Source organism: Variovorax sp. E3 (assembly GCF_016082275.1).
Lineage (GTDB): Bacteria > Pseudomonadota > Gammaproteobacteria > Burkholderiales > Burkholderiaceae_C > Variovorax.
Window position 1 is genome coordinate 1 of the sequence record NZ_MOWM01000033.1, and the last position, 19,917, is coordinate 19,917.

The window sequence follows — 19,917 nt, forward strand, 5'->3', positions numbered from 1 at the left end:
ACGTCGCCGCCTTCGCGCGCGGCGGTCTCGGTCAGCGCGGCGGCGCGGTCCAGCGCGTCGCGCAGCGCCTTGGCGAAGGCAGGCGCCAGCGCCGCGTCGCCCAGCAGCTTTTCGCAGTGCGCGCGCAGCACGGGCAGCGAGCCTTCGCGCTTCACGGCGCGGATCACGTCGAGCGCCACGATGTTGCTGGTGCCCTCCCAGATCGAGCCCAGGTGCGCGTCGCGCACGAGGCGCGCGTCGCTCCATTCCTCGATGTAGCCGCAGCCGCCGCGCACTTCCATCGCATCGCCCGTGACCTTGCGCGCGTCGCGGCAGGCGCGGAACTTGATGAGCGGCGTGAGGATGCGCAGCAACGCATACGCATCGGGCTCGCCCGCGTCGGAGCGCGCGAGCGCCAGCGCGGTCTGGCACACCATGGTGCGGGCCTGCTCGGCGGGCAGGCGCAGCTTGTCGAGCTGGCGCTGCATCAGCGGCATCTGGTCGAGCGTGCGGCCGAAGGCGCGGCGCTCGGACGCGATGAACTCGGCCTCGGCCACGGCGCGGCGCATCAGGCCGGCGGCGCGCACGCCGTTCGACAGGCGCGAGTTGTTGACCATGTCGGCCATCTGCACGAAGCCGCGGCCCGCTTCGCCCACGAGGTACGCCACCGCGCCCTCGAGGCGGATCTCGCCGCTGGCCATCGAGCGTGTGCCCAGCTTGTCCTTCAAACGGATGATGCGGTAGTGGTTGAGGCTGCCGTCGTCCAGCTCGCGCGGCAGCAGGAACAGCGACACGCCCTTCATGCCCGGCAAGCCATCGTCAGCGCGCGCCAGCACCATCGCGAAGCCGGCGTCGGGGTTGGAGCAGAACCACTTGTCGCCCGTGAGGCGCCAGCTGCCGTCGGCTTCCTGGTGGGCCAGCGTGGCGGTGGCGGCGATGTCGGAGCCGGCGGCCTGCTCGGTCATGAACATCGCGCCCTGCGCGAGCTCGTCGAAGTCGAGCGAGGTCAGGCGCGGCAGGTACTTGGCGACCAGCGCGGGGTTGCCGAACTTCTTCAGCGTGCGCGTGAGCGAGTCGGTCATCGACACCGGGCAGCACAGGCCGAACTCGGCCTGCACGAACAGGTAGGTCAGCACGTATTTGACGAGCGGCGGCATCTTGCCCTGCCAGCCCAGCGTCTCGTCGCGGTGCGAGATGGCGGCCAGGCCGAACTCGCTGAGCGCCAGGCGCTCCATCTCGACATACGCGGGGTGCTTGACGACTTTCTGCTCGTCGAGCCCGGTGCGCGTGCGCTGCTTCAGCGTGGGCGGGTTGCGGTCGGCGGTGCCGGCCAGCTCGTCGAGCAGGCCGCCCGCCAGGCCGCCCAGGCGCTCGAAGTGCGGCTGCATGTGCCGGCGCAGGTCGTCGGGCAGGTAGAGCGCGAGCAGGGCGTGCAGCTCGGCGTCGGTGCTGAACAGGTTCTGGCCGTGTCGGTCGGGAATCGGGTGGGCTTGCTCTGCGGACATGCGCTTTGTCTCCTTGGGGCCTGGGGTCGTCGGTTTGGCGCATTGTTGAAGCCACGACGATCCGTGTCTAATATCGATTTGGTCTTGTTCGATTCGATCTGACTATTCATGGAATTGCGGCACCTGCGCTACTTCTCCGTGCTCGCCGAAGAGCTGCACTTCGGGCGGGCGGCGCGGCGCCTGTCGATCTCGCAGCCGCCGCTGTCGGTGGCGATCCGGCAGCTCGAGGACACGGTGGGCGCGCGGCTGTTCGAGCGCAACAGCAAGGAGGTGCGGCTCACGCCGGCCGGCGAGGCGCTGCGCATCTCGGCGCGGCGCGTGCTGCTGCAGGCCGAAGAGGCCGCCATCGAGGCGCGCGACGTGGCGCTGGGCTCGGCGGGGCGGCTGCGCATCGGCTTTGTCGGCGCGATGCTGTACCGGGGCCTGCCGCAGGCGCTGCGCGCGTTCCAGGCAAAGCACCCGGCGGTTCGCATCACGCTGAGCGAACTCAATTCCGGCGTGCAGATCACCGAACTGCTGAACGACCGGCTCGACCTGGGCTTTGCCCACACGCGCCGCGTGCCGCTGGAGCTGCAGCACCGGCTGCTGCTGTCGGAGCCCTTCGTGGCCTGCGTGCCGGCGGGGCATGCGCTGGCGCGCAAGCGGGTGCTGGCGCCGGCCGAGCTGCGCGACCAGCCCTTCGTGCTGTTCTCGCGCGAGGCTTCACCCGACTACCACGAGCGCATCCTGTCGATCTGCGCCGACGCGGGCTTTTTGCCCGAGGTGCGGCACGAGGTGCGCCACTGGCTCGCGGTGGTGTCGCTGGTGTCGCAGGGGCTGGGCGTGGCGCTGGTGCCGCAGGCCATGCGGCATTCGGCGTTGCGCGGCGCGGTGTTCAGGCCGCTCGACCGCGCGGTGGCGCAGTCGGAGGCCTACGGCGTGTGGCGCTCGGGGCCGCAGAACGTGCTGGTCGAGCGGCTGCTGCAAGGCGTGGCGGACAGCCTCGCGTCGACGGCCGAAGCCGGTCAGGCGTAGAGCGGCTCTTCGGCCATCTGCTCGCACTGGTCTTCCAGCACGAGGATCTGGCCCTTCCAGTAGTCGCTGGAGCCGAACCACGGAAAGTTGATCGGGAAGATCGGGTCTTCCCAGCGCCGCGCCAGCCATGCGCTGTAGTGAATGAGCCGCAGCGTGCGCAGCGGCTCGATCAGCGCCAGCTCGCGCCGGTCGAATTCGCGGAACTGCTCGTAGCCGTCGAGCAGGCCCGACAGCTGCGCGGTGCGCTGCGCGCGGTCGCCCGATAGCAGCATCCACAGGTCCTGCACCGCGAAGCCGGTGCGCGCGTCGTCCAGGTCGACGAAGTGCGGGCCGCCGCCGGGGCGGTCGGTGGGCGTCCACAGGATGTTGCCGGGGTGCACGTCGCCGTGCAGCCGCAGCTTGCGGGGCTTGAAGTCGGAAGCCGGCGGCTGCAGCGCCAGCGCGGTCTGGCGCACCATGTCGAGCGCCGCGTTGCAGGCGGTTTCCCAGTCGCGCTGCACGTCCATCGGGATCTTGTCGTTCTCCAGCAGGTAGTCGCGCGAGTCGAGGCCGAAGGTGTGCAGGTCGAGCGCGGGGCGGGCCTCGAAAGGCTTGGCGCTGCCCACGGTGTGGATGCGCGCCAGGAAGCGTCCAACCCATTCGAGCACCTCGAAGTCGTCGAGCTCGGGCGCGCGGCCGCCGCGGTACGGGCTCACGCTGAACGCGAAGCCGGCGTGGTGGTGCAGGGTCTTGCCGTCGAAGGCCAGCGGGGGCACCGCCGGCACTTCGCCGGTGGCCAGCTCGAGCGAGAAGCCGTGCTCTTCGAGGATCTCGGCTTCGCTCCAGCGGCCGGGGCGGTAGAACTTGACCACCACCGCCGAGCGGTCTTCCAGGTAGACCTGGTAGACCCGGTTTTCATAGGAGTTCAGGCCCGTGAGGCGGCCGTCGCCGTGCAGGCCGAGCGTCGCGAGCGCGTCGAGCACCACGTCGGGCGTGAGGCTCTCGTAAGGATGTGTGTTCGCGGGCGCGCGGAAGAAAGGGTCATGCGGCGATTGTCGCCACACGCGCCCCTTCGGGGTCAGGCGTCGCCGGGTTGTTTGTAAAGAGAAAGGACATGCCCGGTGCGCGGGTCGCCCTTGCCCGCCAGCACCTGCGCATAGGCGGCCTGCACCGCGTCGCCGCCGTGGTGGCGCTCGGCGCGCAGCCAGGGCTTGCCTGCGTCGGTCGCGGTCGCGATGAACCGGTGCCACGCGGCCACCATGCGGCGCCCGAATTCTTCGGCGCCCCACTCGGTGGTGCGCTTCTTGATCTGCGCGGGCGCGAAGAACAGCGTGGCGCGCGGGCCGGCCAGGTCCTTGCCCGCGCCTTTCGACGCGAGCTGCTCCACGTGCGTGCCGCCGATGGAGCTGCTGTACTTGAGCCCGGTGAAGCGCGCGTGGATGGCGTTGCGCAGCGCGCCATTGCCCGCGAAGTCGATGTACACGCAGGGCGTGTCGGCCGCGATGGTGTCGAGTGCGTCGTAGGTCACGACGCGGTCGTAGCAGCCCAGGCTTTCGCAGAAGGCCACGTTGCCCGGCGAGGTCAGGCCGACCACCTCGATGCCCTCGCTTTCATGCCGCTGGTGCAGCTGGAACGCGGTGCCGTAGGCGTCTTGCTCGACGCGCTGGACAGCAGCATGGTCTGCGCGCCGAAGAAGTCGTTGTCGCCCATGAAGTCGTCGATCAACCACGAGGTGATGAACAGCGGTCGCAGCAGCGACTGTGTGTCTTCCGAATCGGCGGTGTAGAGCGGGTCGCTCGCGCAGCGGAAATACTGGTTGTAGACGGCGGGCAGCTCCGCGCGGTGCGGCGCCACGTCGGCGAAGCGCTCGGGCGACAGCCGGCCGGGGCTCAGCACCGCGCCGGTGGCCATCGGCCAGTAGCCGTAGAGCCGCTCGCCCACCGCCACGCCCGGGTGCAGCGACTGCACCACGCTCGCGAAGCCCCACACCGGAATGCTGCCCCAGCCCTCTTCGCCCGTCGGGTAGAACTGCCAGTAGCTCATGGCGTCGCCGAACGCGGCATACGTGATGTTGTTCGACGTGAGCGCAAAGCTGTCGATGCGCACGCGCACCTGGCCGTCGGCCAGCGGTTCGTCGGTGGCGGTGTGCAGCCGCGTGGTCGCGAGCTGGTCCTTGCGGATGAGAAGGCTGGTGGTGCTCATGGGTGAAAGCTCCGGCAGTGGGTGGATGTGTGGATCGTTGCCGCCGCGACATTAGCCAAGCTTGGTGAAAGGCGCTATCGCGCGGCGGCTTTCGGCGTCACCCGTGAGACATCGGCGGGCACAAAAAAAGCGACCCGGCTTGTGGCCGGATCGCTTGTTCGCTGGCGCCTGGGGGAGATCAGGCAATCGTCAGTTCGACGTCGATGTTGCCGCGCGTGGCGTTCGAGTACGGGCAGACCTGGTGAGCGGTGTCGACCAGCTTCTGCTTGGCTTCAGCGTCCAGGCCCGGCAGCGTGATCGCGAGCTTGACCGAGATGCCGTAGGCGGCGCCGCCGTTCGTCGGGCCAAGGGAAACGCTGGAGTCGATGGCGACGTCTTCCGGCACCTTCACGCCGATCTTCGGGCCGACGGCCTTCATCGCGCCGATGAAGCAGGCGGCGTAGCCGACCGCGAACAGCTGCTCGGGGTTGGTGCCGGGCTTGCCGGAACCGGGCGAGCTCAGCTTGACGTCGATGGCGCCGTCGCTGGACTTGCCTGCGCCGTCACGGCCGCCGACGGTGTGGGCTTCTGCGGTGTAGAGCACTTTGTCGAGCTTGGTGGTCATGGTGATTCCTTTGATGATGGAGTGGAGGAAGGGACGGTGAAAAGCTTCGTTCGTTCTCTCTTTGCAGCGATCGAGCGAAGCGGGAGAAACACGGGGCGTTGCGTCAGGCGGCCTTCCTGATGCGGTCGCGCAGGGTCTGGATCTGCTGGGTGAGCGAAACCAGTTCGGGCACCGAGCACTGGGCGGCAGCCATCAGGCACTCGGGCACGTTGGCCGCGCGGGTCTTGAGCTTGCGGCCATCGGATGTCAGCGTGATGTGCACGCGGCGCTCGTCGGCCACGTCGCGCACGCGGGCCACGTAGCCGTTGGCTTCCAGGCGCTTGAGCAGCGGCGTGAGCGTGCCCGAGTCGAGCGACAGGCGCTCGCCCAGCGCCGAGACCGTGGGGCCGTCTTGCTCCCACAGCGCGAGCATCACGAGGTATTGGGGGTAGGTGAGCTGCAGCTTTTCCAGCACCGGCTTGTAGAGCCGCGTCATGGCCAACGAGGCGGAATACACAGCGAAACACAGCTGGTTGTCCAGCTTGAGCAGTTCGTCGGCGCAGACGGAAGGGGAGTGCATGGGCTGAACTGTAGCGCACAATTGAATTGTGTGCAATGTAAAGATAAGGTAAACACAAAGTAAGCCTAAGGTAAACCTCGTGCCACACTCGGGGGCCTGATTTCTCCCGCTATTCGTTCCGCCTGGCACGCCTTTCTGCCCCCGTATGCGCCCCCTCCCGACTCCGCCAGCAGGAACCGCCCCGGTCGCCGCTGTTTCGCCGCTCACCCTGCATCGCAACATTCTCTGGGCCCTGGCAGCGATGCTGCTGCTGTGGACCGCAGCCATCGGCTTTTTCTATCCGACCCCGCCCTGGGACAACGTCGAAGAGCTGTTCTGGGGCGGCAGCTTCGAGTGGAGCTACTACAAGCACCCGCCGCTGCCCAGCTGGATCATGGGCGTGCTCATTCACCTGGGCGGGCGCCAGCCTTGGCTGACCTATGCGGCCGGCGTCGGCTGCGGCGTGGGCGCGCTCTACTTCGTGTGGCGCTGGTCGCTCGAAATGGTGAGCCCGGCACGGGCGGCGCTGGCCGTGCTGCTCGGCTCGCTGGTGGCCTACCACGTGCAGCGCGCGGTCATCTACAACCACAACACGGTGCAATTGCTGCCGTTGGCCGGCTACTGGTGGATGCTGTGGCGCGTGCTGCATGCGCCGGCGGCGTCGAGGCTGCGGGACTGGGCGTTGCTGGGCGTCTTCGCGGCGCTGTCGATGCTCACCAAGTACAGCGCGGTGGTGCAGTTCGCGGTCGGCGCGCTCTTCATCGTGCGGCAGGGCCTGTGGCGCGACGCGCAGGTGCGCCGCGGCCTGCTGCTCGCGGCCGGCGTGGCGGCACTGCTGTTGGCGCCGCACGTGTGGTGGGTGCTGGAGCACTCGGCCCGCACGATCGCCTACGCGCGCCATTCCGTCCACCCGGCCGGCTCGCACGGGCACGGCTTGCGCCACCTGCTGCATGTGTTCACGGTGCAGGTGGCGCGGCTGTCGCCGATGCTGCTGCTGGCCGCCTGGGCGTGGTTCACGCGCGCCTCGGTGGCGCCGCCACCCGCCTCGGCCGCGGCGCCGGGGCTGAACGCGTTCGACCGGCGCTTCCTGGCCTGGGCCACGCTGGGGCCGCTGTGCCTGGTGTTCCCCGCCGCGATCCTCTTGAAGATTCCGCTGGTGCCGTCGTGGCTCACCACCTTCTTCCTGCCGGCGGCGCTGTGGGCCGTGGCCATGCTGCCGGGCCTGGAGGCGGAGCGCTGGAGCCGCCGCCGCTGGCGCGGCGTGGCGATCACCGTGGCGGTGCTCCACGTGGCCGGCGCGCTGGGCCAGGGCTGGGTCGACGGGGTGCTGAGCAAGCGGCTCGGCTACATCACGCGCGCCAACCTGCCGGCGCAGGAAGTCGCCGATGCCGTGCGCGTGATCTGGCGCGACCGTGCCGGCGACCGGCCGTTCAAGCTGCTGGTCGGCGACACCTGGTTTGCCGGCGCGGTCGCGCTGAAGATGGACCCGTCGATGCAACTGCTGATCGACGGCGACGAGCGCAACTCGCCATGGCTCGCGCCGGGTACGCTGGAGCGCGAAGGCGGCATGGTGCTGATCCTCGACACCCACGAGTTCCGCTCCGAAGGCGCATTGCTGGAGCCGAGGCTCGCGTCGGCCGATTGCCGCGGCACGCTGGACATTCCGTGGGCCGGCACCGACGAAAGCAACAGCCTGCGCATGCGCTGGGGCATCGTGCTGCCGCAGGGCGACCCAGGGTCGAAGAACTGCGCGGCGAAGCCCGCCGGCAAGTAGCGCCGCTTCCGCTGGCGCGGTGCGGTGTCAGCCCCTGAACCGCTTGCGCGTCAACGCCAGCGCGATCCAGAACGCCACCACCGCGTACACGGCCAGCACCAGGCCGTGCAGCCACCAGTCGGCCGGCCACTGGTCCATGAACAGCGGCCGCACCAGCGCCACCGCGTTGGTCAGCGGCAGCCATGCCGCCACCGCCCGCACCGCCGACGGCAGCTGTTCGAGCGGAAAGAACACGCCGCTCAGGAACATCATCGGCGTCATGAACAGCGTGAAGTAGTAGGTGAAGAAGTCGTAGCCCTTGGCCAGCGCATTGAAGATCAGCGCGATCGACGAGAAGGTGATGCCCGCGCCCACCAGCACCATCCACGCGACGATGAGCTTCGGGCTGTGGCTGATGCCCAGCCCGAGCATCACGAACAGGATGGCGGTGACGGTGAAGATCGACTTGAACGCCGCCCACAGCATCTCGGCCAGCACGATGTCGTCGAGCCCGACCGGCGCGTTCATGATGCCGTCCCAGGTCTTCTGCACATGCATGCGCGAGAACGCCGAGTACAGCGCCTCGAAGCTCGCCGCGTTCATTGCGCTCATGCAGATCGAGCCGCTGGCCAGGAACAGGATGTACGGCACCTTCACGCCGTCCACCGCCACCTGCCCCACCAGCGCGCCCATGCCGTAGCCGAAGGCCACGAGCCAGATCAGCGGCTCGGCGATGTTGCCGATCAGGCTGGGAATGGCCAGCTTGCGCCACACCAGCAGGTTGCGCAGGAACACGGGCCACCAGCGCAGCGAGATCCCGGGCGGGCGCCAGACCGAAGGGGAAGAGGGCGCGGTCGTTGCGGTTGTCGTCGTCGTGTTCATGGCCTAGCCGTCCTCGCGAATCTGGCGGCCCGTGAGCTTGAGGAACAGGTCCTCCAGGTTCGCCGGCCGGTGAAAGGTGCGCAGCCCGCCGTGCCGCGTGAGCGCATCGAGCAGGCGCCGCGCGTCCTGCGTGTAGAAGAACACGGTCTCGCCGCTCACTTCGACGCGCGCGGCCATCGCCTTGAGTTCGGCCGACTCGGCCAGCGACAGCGCGCCGCTGCCGTACACCTCGACCACGTCGGGCTCCAGGTGCTCGGCGATCAGGTCGCGCGGGCGGCCTTCGGCGATCTTGCGGCCGTGGTCGAGCACCAGCAGGCGCGAGCACAGGCGCTCGGCCTCGTCCATGAAGTGCGTGGTCAGCAGGATCGACTTGCCCTGCTGCAGCAGCACCTGCAGCCGCTCCCACATCAGGTGGCGCGCCTGCGGGTCCAGGCCGGTGGTGGGCTCGTCGAGCAGCAGCAGCCTGGGGTCGTTCACCAGCGCGCGCGCCAGCGAAAGCCGCCTGCGCATGCCGCCCGACAGCTCGCCGGGCTTGGCGTCGGCCTTGTGCGAGAGCGCCGCGAACTCCAGCAGCTGCGGCACGCGTGCGCGCACATGCGCCTTGCCGAAGCCGAAGTAGCGGCCGTACACCACGAGGTTCTCGGCGCAGCTGAAGTCGGGGTCCAGCGTGTCGAACTGCGTCACCACGCCCAACTGCGCCTTGATGGCCAGCGCGTCGCGCGGCATCTGCAGGCCCAGCGCCTCGATGCTGCCGCCGTCGGGCGCGGTCAGGCCCAGGCACATGCGGATGGTGGTGGTCTTGCCCGCGCCGTTCGGGCCGATCACACCCAGCATTCGCGCGCGATCTCGAACGACAGGTCGTCGACGACCGTGGCCTCGCCATAGCGCTTGCGCAGCTGGCTGGCACGGAACAGGGGGGAGGGGAAGGCGGTTGTGGGCGGCACGCGACCATTCTGACGCAGGCACGCGCGCGGCGCCCCGCCGCGCGCCGGCTCGCGGCACAATCGGCGCCGGATGCATTTCGCGGGGGGAGGCCCAAAGATGCTGCGTTTCCTGTGGGCGCTGCCGCTGTTGATGGCGCTGGGCGCCTGCGCGCCATTTCACCGGCCGCTGGCGGCCGCGGACCGGGGCAAGGTCCAGGAGGTCGATGTTCGCGTGGTCGTCGCGCAGGAGAGCTTCATGTTCTCCGCGCAAGCGCCGGGCGTGAGCGCGGCCACCGGCGGCGGGCTGATCGGCGCGCTGATCGACTCGTCGGTGCAGCAGTCGCGCCAGAAGGACATGAGCGCCGAGGTGCAGGCCATCGTCGGCCCGCTGCTCGACTACGACTACCGCGCCGAGGCCGCCCAGGCACTGGCGGCCGAGCTGGCCGAGCCGGCTTCGTTCCCGCTGAAGATCCGCTCGGCGCAACTGCTCGCCGCCATGCCGGTCAAGGCCGAGCACGAGGCCCGCATCGCCGCCACCAAAAACGGCCCCGCCTACATGGTGCTGTGGCTGCAGTACGCGCTGGAGCCGGGGCTCGGCGCATTCACCACGCGCACCTCGGCCCTGCTCTGGCAGGACGGCAAGCGCGAGCCCAGCTACCGCGCCGCCGCCATCTTCCAGACGCCGGTGGGCGGCACGGCGCGCGCCACCGTCATCCGCCGCCTCACCGCCGACGACGGGCAGGTGCTGCGCGGCGTGATGCGCGACTCCATGAAGCAGACCCTGCACGTGGTGGCGATGGACATCGCCGGCGCGCGCTCGGGCGCGGTGAAGACCGTGCGCTTCAACGTCAACGGCTCGTGGGTCACGGTGGCCGGCCCGGGCTTCGACGAGCAGCCGGGCCGCGTGCTGTTCCGCGACCAGGACGGCGCCCTCTATTCGGTCAGGAGCGCCGCCCCATGACGTCACGCCGCGCTTGGAGGGCTCTGGTCCTTTGCGCTCTTCCCGTGCTCGGCGCCATGCCGGGCCTGTCGCACGCGCTCACCGAGACCGAGCCGCTGAGCATGGTCTTCGAGCCCGCGCCCGAAGCCGCCGAGCGGCCCAACAGCGCGCCGGCCGTGCAGCCGCTGCGCGTGGCCAGCGGCTGCACGCTGTACCTGCCGAAGATCGACGACGCGCGCCTGTACAAGGCCAGCGTGGGCAACCTGACCGTGATGATGCCGACGCTGCACGCCACGCCGGTGTCGGTGCAGTCCATCCAGGGCGGTGACGCCGGCGCGTGGACGCGCGACGCGCTGCGCTCTGCGAGCCGCTACGGTTTTCAGGTGGCGACCGCCGCGCCGCCGTCGCCCGCCGCCGCGCGCCAGGTCACGGCCGACGTGGCGCTGCGCCTCGCGCATGCGTGGTCGACGGGGCTGAACCTCGTCTCGCACGTCGTGCTGCAGACCACCTACCGCCTGCCCGGCGCCGAGCCCGTCGTGCGCCAGTACCACGGCATGGGCACGCGCACCAACTGGGCCAACGGCAACGGCGAATACATGTCGGTGCTGAACCTCGGCATCGAGGAAGCCGTGCGCGGCATGGCCACCGATGCGGCGGCCGTGTGCGACGGCAAGTCCTTGCCCGCGCGGGTGGCTGCGCCATGACAACGATGACGAAAAGCATGCTCGAACTTCACCTGACCTGCGGCGCACTGCATGCCTCGCAGATTCCTTTTTTCGTTTCGGTGTGCGAGCAGGTCGGGCTCAAGCCGCTGCTGATCGACCTGCCCCACGGCGAACAGAAGCAGCAGCCCATGGCCACCGCGTGGTTGCGCGGCGACCTGGCCTATGTCAAGGCCGAGGCCATGGCGCTCGCGCAGTGGCTGGCGCGCGCGGGCATGGCCGTGCTGCGCGTGAAGGTCGAGGCGCCGCTGCAGGGCCACGAAAGCCTGAGCCGGCCCGACGAGTATTTCGAATGGCACGGCAAGCTGCGGCTGCACGACGCTTCGGCGCTGCAGCACCTGTGCGAGACGCACGGCGCGCGGCTGTCGCGCAACAGCCTGAAGGGCGAGACCGACATGCGCTTCGTCACACTGCGCAGCCGCGACCCGCTGGCGGTGTTCAGGTCGCGCGTGTCGGCGCTGGCCGAGCAGTTGGAGCGAGACGGCTGGCCGCTGCTCAAGCAGGACGCCGAGATCTGCCTGCACGACAGTCGCGAATCGCTGGACGACGGCTGGCTCGGACACGCCGCGTGATGCAGCGCGTCACGCAGGCGGCCGTCGAAGAGGAGGCCCGGCGCAGCGGCCTCTCGGCCGAGCAGGTGCGCGAGCTGACGCTGATGGAGGCCTTCATGCGCCGCGCCGCATGGGTCGGCGGCCCGTTCATGCTCAAGGGCAGCCTCGTCACGCGGCAGTACCTGCGCGACACCGACCGCTCGGTGGAGCGGCTGTCGTGCGACATCGACTGGGTATGCACCGAGCCCTTCGACCGCGAACGCAGCGCCCGGCAACTCGATGCCTGGGCGCAGGCCGTGACCACGGTGTACATGGACGACGGCGTGCACTTTCGTCCGTTCGCCGAGAACGCGTTCTGGCGAATGATCGACTACGCGATGGACGACGACTTCCCCACCGTCAACACCGACATCGACGCCTGCATTCTCGAAAGCGATGCGCAGACACCGCTGCACCGCATGCAGGTGGACGTGAGCTTCAACCTCGTGCTCGATCCGCCGGCCGTGCCGCTGCACTACAAGCCGTGCATCGGCGAGGCCTTTGCCCTGCCCAGCACCTGTGCGCTCGAGCTGCAGATCGCGTGGAAGCTGCACCAGTGCCTGGTGCGCCCGCGCTTCAAGGACCTGCTCGACCTGACGTGGCTGGTGCCGCACAACACCATCGATGCCGAGGCGATCGGCCGCGCGCTGCGTGCCGAATGCGCCGCCGACAAGAAGGCGAACATCGGGTGGCTGCGCTATCTGCTGAACGGCGATATGGCCAGGCACCCCATGTTTCCGGGGCAGAGCGCGGCGATGACGATGGCCCAGGCCTGGGACTGCTGGCGCCACGAGCGAGCGCCCGGCAAGGTGGGGTATTGGCAGATCGTGACGAGCATTGGCGAGCCCGCCAGCGCCTGCGTGTCGCGCGCCGAAGCGCTGCCCGAGCGGCTCGAAGACTTTCTTGCGCAGCTCCACGAGGCCGTCCACGACCTTGTTTCGGCGCTGCAGCCCGCCGCGCCGCCTTCCGGTTTCAAAGCCTGGTTCCGCTGAACTCCATCTTCATCCACTCGATGAACGCCCGCGTGCGCGCCGGCAGCAAGCGCGCGTTCGGGTAGATCACGTTCACCGGCCGGGGCTCGGGCTCGTAGTCTTCCAGCACCAGCTTCAGCCGCCCCTGCGCCACGTGCGGCATCACCTGGTAGGAGAAGAAGCTGCCGAAGCCCATGCCCGCCGCGCAGGCCTCGATGGCGGGCGCGATGTGGTTGAACTCCAGCCGGTTGTCCAGCGTCACGCCCACGCTCTTGCCGCCTTCGCGAAACAGCCATTGCGCCGGCGCGTCGACCCGCCCGCGCACGCAGGGCGCGCCGTGCAGGTCGCGCGGATGCACCGGCGTGCCGTGCACGGCCAGGTAGCCGGGGCTGGCCACCACCACGCGGCGGATGGTGCCCAGCTTCTGCGCCACCAGCGACGAATCTTCGAGCGGGCTGATGCGGATGCCCACGTCGATGCCTTCTTCGAGCAGGCTCACCGGCCGGTCGTACAGCCGCACGCTGCAGCGCACCTTGGCGTGGCGCTGCATGAAACGCACGATGGCCGGCGCCACGTACATGTGGCCGAAGAGCACGGGCGCGGTGATGGTGAGCTGCCCGGCCGGCTCGCGCGCCTCGGCCTTCAGCGCGAGGTCGGCGGCGTCGGCCGCGAGCAGCACCTCGCGCGCGCTCGGCAGGTAGTGGCGGCCCTCTTCCGTGAGCGAGACGCGGCGCGTGGTGCGGTGGAACAGGCGCACGCCCAGGTGCGCCTCCAGCGACGCGAGCGAGCGCACCACCGCGGGCAGCGAGGTGCCGAGCGCCTCGGCGGCGCGGGTCAGGCTGCCCTGGTCGGCAATCTGCACGAAGGTCTGCATGGCCTTGAAACGATCCATGGGTCGATTAAACCGGAAAACGCAGCAGTCAAATACAGAAACGGCTATTCATTCATTCGGCGCAAGAGAGAACAATTCGTACGAAGCCCTCGAACTCCTTGAAAGAACCCCGCCATGAACGCCATCGCCACCCGCCCCGCGCAACCCATCAAGCTCTACGGCGCCGCCGTCTCGGGCCACGTGCACCGCGTGCGCCTGTTCCTCACGATGCTCGGCCTGCCGTTCGAGAACATCGAGGTCAACCTGGGCCAGCGCGAGCACCGCACGCCCGAGTTCCTGGCGCGCAACCCCTTCGGCCAGGTGCCCGTGATCGAGGACGGCGAGCTGACGCTGGCCGATTCCAACGCCATCCTGGTCTACCTCAACGAGCGCTATGCCGCCGACCCCGCCCGCTGGATGCCGCGCGACGCGGTGGGCGCGGCGCGCGTGCAGCGCTGGTTCTCGGTGGCCGCCGGCCCGCTGGCCTACGGCCCGGCCGCGGCACGCATCCTGGCGCTGTTCGGCCTGTCGGACGACCCGTCGGAAACGGTGAAGCGCTCGCACGCGCTGCTGTCGGTGATGGAGACGCACCTGCGGCAGCAGCCCTTCCTTGCGGGCCCGGAGGCCACGCTGGCCGACATCGCCAACTACGCCTACGTGGCGCACGCGCCCGAAGGCAGCGTGTCGCTCGACGGCTATCCGCGCCTGCGCGAATGGCTCGCGCGCGTGGAAGCCTTGCCCGGCTTCGTGCCGATGGTGCGCACGCCGGTCGGGCTCGCGGCGGTCGCATGATCGCCGCGCCGTTCCATGCCGGCGAGCGCGCGCTGCAGACGCTCGTGGGCTCGCGCGAGCAGATGGACGTGGCCGGCCCGCGCGTGATTCGCGACTACATGCCCGACCAGCACCGCGAGTTCTTCTCGCTGCTGCCTTTCCTCGTGGTCGGCAGCCTCGACGCCGAACTGCAGCCCTGGGCCAGCATGCTTGCCGCGCCGTCGGGCTTCCTGCATTCGCCCGACGCCACGCACCTGCGCGTCGACGCGCTGCCGACGGCGGGCGACCCGCTCGCGGGCCAGCTGAAGCCGGGCGCCACGCTGGGCCTGCTCGGCATCCAGCCGCACACGCGGCGGCGCAACCGCATGAACGGCGTCGTCGAATCGCTCGACGCGGCGGGCTTCATGGTCCAGGTGCAGCAGAGCTTCGGCAACTGCCCGCGCTACATCCAGGCGCGCGAGCCGGTGTTCACGCCGCCGCGCGCCGACGCGGCGCCGGTGCAGTGGCTGGGCAAGCTCGACCTGGCGGCGCACCGTCTCATCGGCAGCGCCGACACGCTGTTCATCGCCACCGCGTACCCGAACGAAGTGGCGGTGGGCGACGAGGCCGACGCCAGCTCGCACGGCGTCGACGTGTCGCACCGGGGCGGCCGGCCGGGCTTCGTGCGCATCGACGGCGACGACGTGCTGACGGTGCCCGACTTCAACGGCAACCGCTTCTTCAACACGCTCGGCAACCTCGCGGCGCATCCGCGCGCGGGGCTGCTGTTCGTCGACTTCGACAGCGGCGAGATGCTGCACGTGGCGGTCACGGCCGAGATCGTGTGGGACGGGCCCGAGGTGGCCGCGTTCGAAGGCGCGGAACGGCTGATGCGCTTTCACGTGACGCACGCGTTGCGCCGGCCCGGTGCGCTGCCGCTGCGCTGGGGCGACGCGGAACTGTCGCCGCACCTGGCGCGCACCGGTCAATGGAACACCGGCATGCGCGCCGCGACCGACGGCCGGTAGTGCCAGCCGCGTTGCCTCTGCGCGTCGAGATCGGGCGCGCGGCCGAGCAGCGCGTCCAGGCTTGCCGCCGCGAGCGTGCAGGCCAATGCCTGGCCCGGACAGGCGTGCATGCCGTGACCGAAGCCGAGCATGCGGCGGCGCGCACGCACGAGCGTGAAGCGGTCGGGGTCGGGGTTGAACCACGGGTCGCGGTTGGCCGAAGCCAGCAGCACCAGCACCGCGTCGCCGGCCGCGAGCGCGGTGCCCGCGACGGTGATCGGCTGCGCCACGAAGCGCCGCGTGCTGTGCACCGACGGGTCGTGCCGCGCCGTCTCTTCGACGATCGCTTGCAGCCCGTCGCGCGTGCGGGCCGCCGTGCGCAGCGGGGGCTCGCGCATCACGGCGATGAGGCTGTTGCCGAGCAGGCCGGCCGTGGCGTCGCAGGTCTGCGAGAGCAGGCCGACAAGGTTGGCCAGCAGCGAACGCGACGGGGCGGCGCTTTCGGCCAGCACGCCCGCGAGCAGCGTGCCTTCGCGTGGTGGCGCATCGGCGACGAGGGCTTCGAAGCGCGTCATCAGTTCGCCGGCCGCGGCGCTGGCCCCTTGCAGCTGTTCCTGCGTCGACAGCGGCGACAGGCAGGCCACGAAATCGCGTGTCCACCGGTCGACCTGCGGCAGCGCCTCGTCGGCAAAGCCCAGCAGGTGCGCGACCGAACGCACCGGCATCGAGAACAGCGTGTCCGACAGCGCCTGCTGCGCCGGCACGCGCAGGGCCACTTGCAGCGCTGCGTCGCGCACCGCGTTCAGGTCGAGCCCGGCCAGTGCCCGTTGCAGCGCGGGCCGATGCGCTTCATGCGCCGCACCGTCGTTCATGCGCACCAGGTGGCCGAACACTTCGCCGGCCGGGCTGCCCACGATGGCGCGCGGAACAGGTTCGGCGACTGGCCGCACACGCAGCGCGGCGTGCGCCTGCAACACCTGTTCGACCACCTCGGCGCGGCTGGCCACCCAGAGGCGCAGCGTTTCGTTCCACGCCAGCGGAGGGCCGTCACGCAGGCTTGCGTAGTAGGGGTAGGGATCGGCATGCGTCACGGCCGCGACCGGGTCGACGGGCGGCATGCCGGAGGAAGTGGGGCTGTTGTCGTGGTCCATGGCCGCAGTGTGCGATCGAAGCCGCCGCCACACTTCGCCCGTGAGCGAAGTGTCGGATGCGGCGGCGTCTTACGATGGGCGCATGGACACCCTTTCCGCCACCGCCGATTTCCAGCTGGCCCGCCTGGCCGGCGCCATTGCCGAGCCCGCGCGCGCCCGCATGCTGGGCTGCCTGATGGACGGCCACGCCCGCACCGCCACCGAACTGGCCACCGTGGCCGAGGTCGCGGCCTCGACCGCGAGCGCGCACCTCGCGCGCCTGAAGGAAGAGCGGCTGGTCGAGCTGCTGGTGCAGGGCAAGCACCGCTACTTCCGCCTGGCCAGCGACGACGTGGCGGCCGCGCTCGAAAGCCTGATGGTGGTGGCGGGCACGCCGCGCGCCACCGAGTTCAAGCCCAACACGCCGAGCCGCCTGCGCAGCGCGCGCACCTGCTACGACCACATGGCGGGCACGGCCGGCGTCGCGCTGCACGACCGCTTGCATGCGCAGGGCTGGCTCAGCGGCTTGCACAGCGGTTCTTACGAGCTCACGCCCGAGGCGCGATCGCGCTGGAGAGCCTGGGTGTGGAGGTCGACGCGGTGCGCCGCTCGCGCCGGCGCTTCGCCTGCGCCTGCCTCGACTGGAGCGAGCGCCGGCCGCACCTGGGCGGCGCGCTGGGCGCCGCGTGGCTCCAGTTGTCGCTGCGGCGGGGCTGGGTGCGCCAGGAGCTGGACGGCCGCGCGCTCACGCTCACGCCGAAGGCGCAGCGCGAAATGCCGGAGCTGTTCGCCTGATCAGGCCTTCAGCTTGAGCAGGTAGATCAGCGGCCCGGCCATGGCCGTGTCGAGCTCGAGGAAGCTCTCGAAGTCTTTGCCCGCCATCCAGTACGGGTCCCAGTTGTTGCGCTTGATGGTCTTCACCCACAGGTCGTGCGTGGTCGCGCGGCGCACCGCGTCGAGCAGCACGGTCTTGCGGTAGGGCGGCACCTTCTTGCCGGTCATCACGCCGCGCCAGTTGGCCAGGTCGGCGTCCACGCCTTGTTCGCGCACCGAGACAATGCCCTGGAACGGCTGCTTCGACGACACGCCGATGGCACGCAGCCTGCCGCTGGCGATGCTCTCGCTGAATTCGCTGAAGCCCGAGATGCCGGCCGCGGCCTTGCCGCCTTCGAGCGCCTCGACCACCTGCGCGCCGCCCGGGTGCGCCTGGTAGACCAGCGAGGACGAGGCCCCCGCCACGCGCGCCAGCATGCCGGCGTACATGTGGTCCACGCCGCCGGCCGAGCCGCCCGCGATGACGGTGCTGGCCGCATCGGCGCGCAGTTGCGCGATCAGGTCTTTCGGGGTCTTGATGGGGGAGTCGGCCTTGACCACCACCACTTCGTAGTCGCTGGTGAGGCGCGCCACCGGCGACACATGGGCCATGGTCACGCTGGGCTTCTGCAGTGCCACGGCGCCGACCATGACCATGCCGCTGACCAGCAGCGACTCGGGGTCGGCATCGTATTTCTCGACGTACTTGGCCAGGCCGATGGTGCCGCCCTTGCCGCCGATGTTCTCGTAGACCACGTTGCCCACCGCGCCCGAGGCCAGCAGCGCGGCGCCCAGCGCGCGCCCGGTCTGGTCCCAGCCGCCGCCTTCGTTCGCGGGAATGACGATGCGCAGCTTGCTGCTCACCGGCGCGTCGGCGGCCCCGGCGATGCCGGGCCACAACGCGGCGCCCCCTCCGCCTGCAGCTGCGGCCGATGCCGCGATCCATGCCGAGAAATGGCGGCGCGAGAGACTAACGGAAGGCGACTGGGGCATCTTGTTTCCGGTTTTCTGTGGGGAAACCGAATGATGTCCGCGAAACATGCCGATCCCGCCCGTGCGCGGGCAGGGACAAACCCGGATGGACGCCCGGCGCCCTTGCTTACTGGAAGGCCACTTCGGCGAAGCTGCGCAGCTTGCGGCTGTGCAGGCGCGTCGAGCCTTCCTCGCGCAGGATGTCGATGGCCCGCATGCCGATGCGCAGGTGCTGCTCGACGCGTTCGCGGTAGAAGTGGTTGGCCATGCCGGGCAGCTTGATCTCGCCGTGCAGCGGCTTGTCGCTCACGCACAGCAGGGTGCCGTAGGGCACCCGGAAGCGGAAGCCGTTGGCCGCGATGGTCGCGCTTTCCATGTCCAGCGCCACCGCGCGGCTCTGGCTGAAGCGGCGCTGCGGCTGGTTGCCGGGCAGCAGCTCCCAGTTGCGGTTGTCGGTGCTGGCCACGGTGCCGGTGCGCATGATCTTCTTGAGGTCGGGTCCTTCGTAGCGCGTGACATCGGCCACGGCCTTTTCCAGCGCGAGCTGGATCTCCGACAGCGCCGGAATCGGCACCCACAGCGGCAACTCTTCGTCGAGCACGTGGTCCTCGCGCACGTAGGCGTGGGCCAGCACGTAGTCGCCCAGCTGCTGCGTGTTGCGCAGGCCGGCGCAGTGGCCCAGCATCATCCAGGCGTGCGGGCGCAGCACCGCGATGTGGTCGGTGATGGTCTTGGCGTTGGCCGGGCCCACGCCGATGTTGACCATGGTGGTGCCGCTGCAGTCCTCGCGCACCAGGTGGTAGGCCGGCATCTGCGGCAGGCGCGGCGGGGCCGTGCCCTGGCTGCCGTCGAGCAGGTGGCCGTAGGTTTCGCTGTGGCCCGCCGGCAGGCCGCGGCGGCGCGTGACCACGTTGCCGGGCTCGATGAAGGCCACGTACTCGCTGTTCTCGTCGGCCATGGCCTCGTGGCCCAGGCGCACGAACTCGTCGATGTAGAACTGGTAGTTGGTGAACAGCACGAAGTTCTGGAACCACTCGGGCGCCGTGCCCGTGTAGTGGCGCAAGCGGTGCAGCGAGTAGTCGACCCGCGCGGCCGTGAACAGCGACAGCGGCTGCGCCTCGCCGTCGCGCGCTTCGTACGTGCCGTTGGCGATGCCGTCGTCCATCACGCCCAGGTCGGGCAGGTCGAACACGTCGCGCATGAGGGCGCGGCGCTCGGCGCTCATGGTGCCTTCGATGTGGTCGTTCTCGGCGAACGAGAAGTGGATGGGAATGGGCTGCGTGCTGGTGCCCACCTCGAGCTCGACCTGGTGGTTTTCCAGCAGCAGGCGGAACTGGTCGAGGTAGTAGCGCGAGAACAGGTCGGGCCGCGTGAGTGTGGTCTCGTAGCGGCCGGGGCCGGCGACGAAACCGTAGCTCAGGCCGGCGTTGGCCGGCGGCGTGTGGCGCGAGACGGTGTGGGTGTGCACCCGCACGAAGGGGTAGCAGGCCCGCACCCGGCCCGGCAGTGCTTCGCCGGCCACGAAGCGCAGCATCGATTCGCGCAGATGGGCGAGGCCGCCGTCGTAGATGGCCTTGACTTGTTCGAGTGCGGCGGCGGCATCGGTGAAGCGGGCGGGAGCGACAAAAGTGGGCATGTAGGGCATGCCGTCATTGTGCTATGCCTGCCGTGGTTGTTTTGGAGCCGTTGTTCGTGGTGCGCTCACGCCGACGGTGTGCTCTGCTCCGCGAATGTCCCCCGGGGCTGCGCCCCTCCTCCTTTATTTCGCTGCG

17 protein-coding genes and 3 pseudogenes are annotated in these 19,917 nt (G+C 69.9%); 9 read left to right on the forward strand and 11 right to left on the reverse strand.

The features are described 5' to 3' along the window. Window positions 1-1,484: acyl-CoA dehydrogenase family protein (locus tag BMG07_RS14215; RefSeq protein WP_198085117.1), on the reverse strand; the 1,484-nt coding region annotated here is incomplete at its 3' end. Between the two features lie 108 nt (window positions 1,485-1,592). Between BMG07_RS14215 and BMG07_RS14220 the strand changes: the two genes are divergently transcribed. Next, window positions 1,593-2,498 carry a LysR family transcriptional regulator gene (locus tag BMG07_RS14220; protein WP_198085118.1) on the forward strand — a complete coding sequence of 302 codons (906 nt, stop codon included), beginning with the start codon at window positions 1,593-1,595 and terminating at the stop codon, window positions 2,496-2,498. On the opposite strand, the gene BMG07_RS14225 is transcribed toward BMG07_RS14220, so the two are convergent. From BMG07_RS14225 to BMG07_RS14240, 4 genes and pseudogenes are all read right to left on the reverse strand, one after another. Continuing rightward, complete coding sequence (locus tag BMG07_RS14225) at window positions 2,489-3,541, reverse strand: serine/threonine protein kinase (protein ID WP_198085119.1); 1,053 nt, start codon at window positions 3,539-3,541, stop codon at window positions 2,489-2,491. The genes BMG07_RS14220 and BMG07_RS14225 overlap by 10 nt on opposite strands. A gap of 14 nt (window positions 3,542-3,555) precedes the next feature. After that, a pseudogene (locus BMG07_RS14230) lies at window positions 3,556-4,679 on the reverse strand (DUF2855 family protein). A gap of 178 nt (window positions 4,680-4,857) precedes the next feature. Then, entirely contained in the window at window positions 4,858-5,283 is a 426-nt protein-coding gene (locus BMG07_RS14235) for an organic hydroperoxide resistance protein (RefSeq protein ID WP_198085120.1), read from the reverse strand. Window positions 5,284-5,386: 103 nt separating this feature from the next. Further along, window positions 5,387-5,842 carry a MarR family winged helix-turn-helix transcriptional regulator gene (locus tag BMG07_RS14240; protein ID WP_198085121.1) on the reverse strand — a complete coding sequence of 152 codons (456 nt, stop codon included), beginning with the start codon at window positions 5,840-5,842 and terminating at the stop codon, window positions 5,387-5,389. 241 nt (window positions 5,843-6,083) lie between these two features. On the opposite strand from BMG07_RS14240, the gene BMG07_RS14245 reads away from it, so the two are divergent. Beyond that, a complete protein-coding gene (locus BMG07_RS14245) occupies window positions 6,084-7,595 on the forward strand; it encodes a glycosyltransferase family 39 protein (protein ID WP_198085122.1) in 1,512 nt (503 codons plus the stop codon). A gap of 27 nt (window positions 7,596-7,622) precedes the next feature. Here BMG07_RS14245 and BMG07_RS14250 read toward each other — a convergent pair whose 3' ends face one another. Beyond that, the gene (locus BMG07_RS14250) at window positions 7,623-8,456 is read right to left on the reverse strand and encodes an ABC transporter permease (protein WP_198085123.1); all 834 of its coding nucleotides are present in this window, start codon (window positions 8,454-8,456) and stop codon (window positions 7,623-7,625) included. 3 nt (window positions 8,457-8,459) lie between these two features. Beyond that, window positions 8,460-9,400 (reverse strand): annotated as a pseudogene (locus BMG07_RS14255) (ATP-binding cassette domain-containing protein). A 97-nt stretch (window positions 9,401-9,497) separates the two neighbouring features. Here BMG07_RS14255 and BMG07_RS14260 point away from each other — a divergent pair. The 4 genes from BMG07_RS14260 to BMG07_RS14275 are packed head-to-tail and all read left to right on the forward strand — an operon-like array spanning window position 9,498 to window position 12,623. Next, complete coding sequence (locus BMG07_RS14260; RefSeq protein WP_198085124.1) at window positions 9,498-10,340, forward strand: hypothetical protein; 843 nt, start codon at window positions 9,498-9,500, stop codon at window positions 10,338-10,340. Beyond that, window positions 10,337-11,023, forward strand: a complete 687-nt coding sequence (locus BMG07_RS14265; protein ID WP_198085125.1) for a hypothetical protein — start codon at window positions 10,337-10,339, stop codon at window positions 11,021-11,023. The genes BMG07_RS14260 and BMG07_RS14265 overlap by 4 nt, the downstream gene beginning before the upstream one ends. A 5-nt stretch (window positions 11,024-11,028) precedes the next feature. Then, window positions 11,029-11,613 (forward strand): hypothetical protein, encoded by a 585-nt coding sequence (locus BMG07_RS14270; RefSeq protein ID WP_269758953.1) that lies wholly within the window; start codon window positions 11,029-11,031, stop codon window positions 11,611-11,613. After that, window positions 11,613-12,623, forward strand: coding sequence for a nucleotidyl transferase AbiEii/AbiGii toxin family protein (locus BMG07_RS14275; RefSeq protein WP_269758959.1), 1,011 nt, complete (start codon window positions 11,613-11,615; stop codon window positions 12,621-12,623). The genes BMG07_RS14270 and BMG07_RS14275 overlap by 1 nt, the downstream gene beginning before the upstream one ends. Here BMG07_RS14275 and BMG07_RS14280 read toward each other — a convergent pair. After that, the gene (locus BMG07_RS14280) at window positions 12,604-13,494 is read right to left on the reverse strand and encodes a LysR family transcriptional regulator (RefSeq protein ID WP_198085127.1); all 891 of its coding nucleotides are present in this window, start codon (window positions 13,492-13,494) and stop codon (window positions 12,604-12,606) included. The two genes, BMG07_RS14275 and BMG07_RS14280, sit on opposite strands and share 20 nt — an antisense overlap. Before the next feature lie 114 nt (window positions 13,495-13,608). Between BMG07_RS14280 and BMG07_RS14285 the strand changes: the two genes are divergently transcribed. Together BMG07_RS14285 and BMG07_RS14290 are read left to right on the forward strand one after the other, a co-directional pair. Next, window positions 13,609-14,265 (forward strand): glutathione S-transferase family protein, encoded by a 657-nt coding sequence (locus BMG07_RS14285; RefSeq protein WP_198085128.1) that lies wholly within the window; start codon window positions 13,609-13,611, stop codon window positions 14,263-14,265. Then, window positions 14,262-15,251 (forward strand): pyridoxamine 5'-phosphate oxidase family protein, encoded by a 990-nt coding sequence (locus tag BMG07_RS14290; RefSeq protein ID WP_198085129.1) that lies wholly within the window; start codon window positions 14,262-14,264, stop codon window positions 15,249-15,251. Before BMG07_RS14285 ends, BMG07_RS14290 begins: the two co-directional genes overlap by 4 nt. On the opposite strand, the gene BMG07_RS14295 is transcribed toward BMG07_RS14290, so the two are convergent. After that, window positions 15,209-16,381, reverse strand: coding sequence for a cytochrome P450 (locus BMG07_RS14295; RefSeq protein WP_269758954.1), 1,173 nt, complete (start codon window positions 16,379-16,381; stop codon window positions 15,209-15,211). The genes BMG07_RS14290 and BMG07_RS14295 overlap by 43 nt on opposite strands. Window positions 16,382-16,463: 82 nt before the next feature. On the opposite strand from BMG07_RS14295, the pseudogene BMG07_RS14300 reads away from it, so the two are divergent. Continuing rightward, window positions 16,464-17,155 (forward strand): annotated as a pseudogene (locus tag BMG07_RS14300) (ArsR/SmtB family transcription factor). On the opposite strand, the gene BMG07_RS14305 reads toward BMG07_RS14300, so the two are convergent. Both BMG07_RS14305 and BMG07_RS14310 read right to left on the reverse strand, forming a co-directional pair. After that, window positions 17,156-18,166, reverse strand: a complete 1,011-nt coding sequence (locus BMG07_RS14305; protein ID WP_198085130.1) for a tripartite tricarboxylate transporter substrate binding protein — start codon at window positions 18,164-18,166, stop codon at window positions 17,156-17,158. 106 nt (window positions 18,167-18,272) lie between these two features. Continuing rightward, window positions 18,273-19,790, reverse strand: a complete 1,518-nt coding sequence (locus BMG07_RS14310; RefSeq protein WP_198085131.1) for an AMP nucleosidase — start codon at window positions 19,788-19,790, stop codon at window positions 18,273-18,275. Window positions 19,791-19,917: the final 127 nt, after the last annotated feature.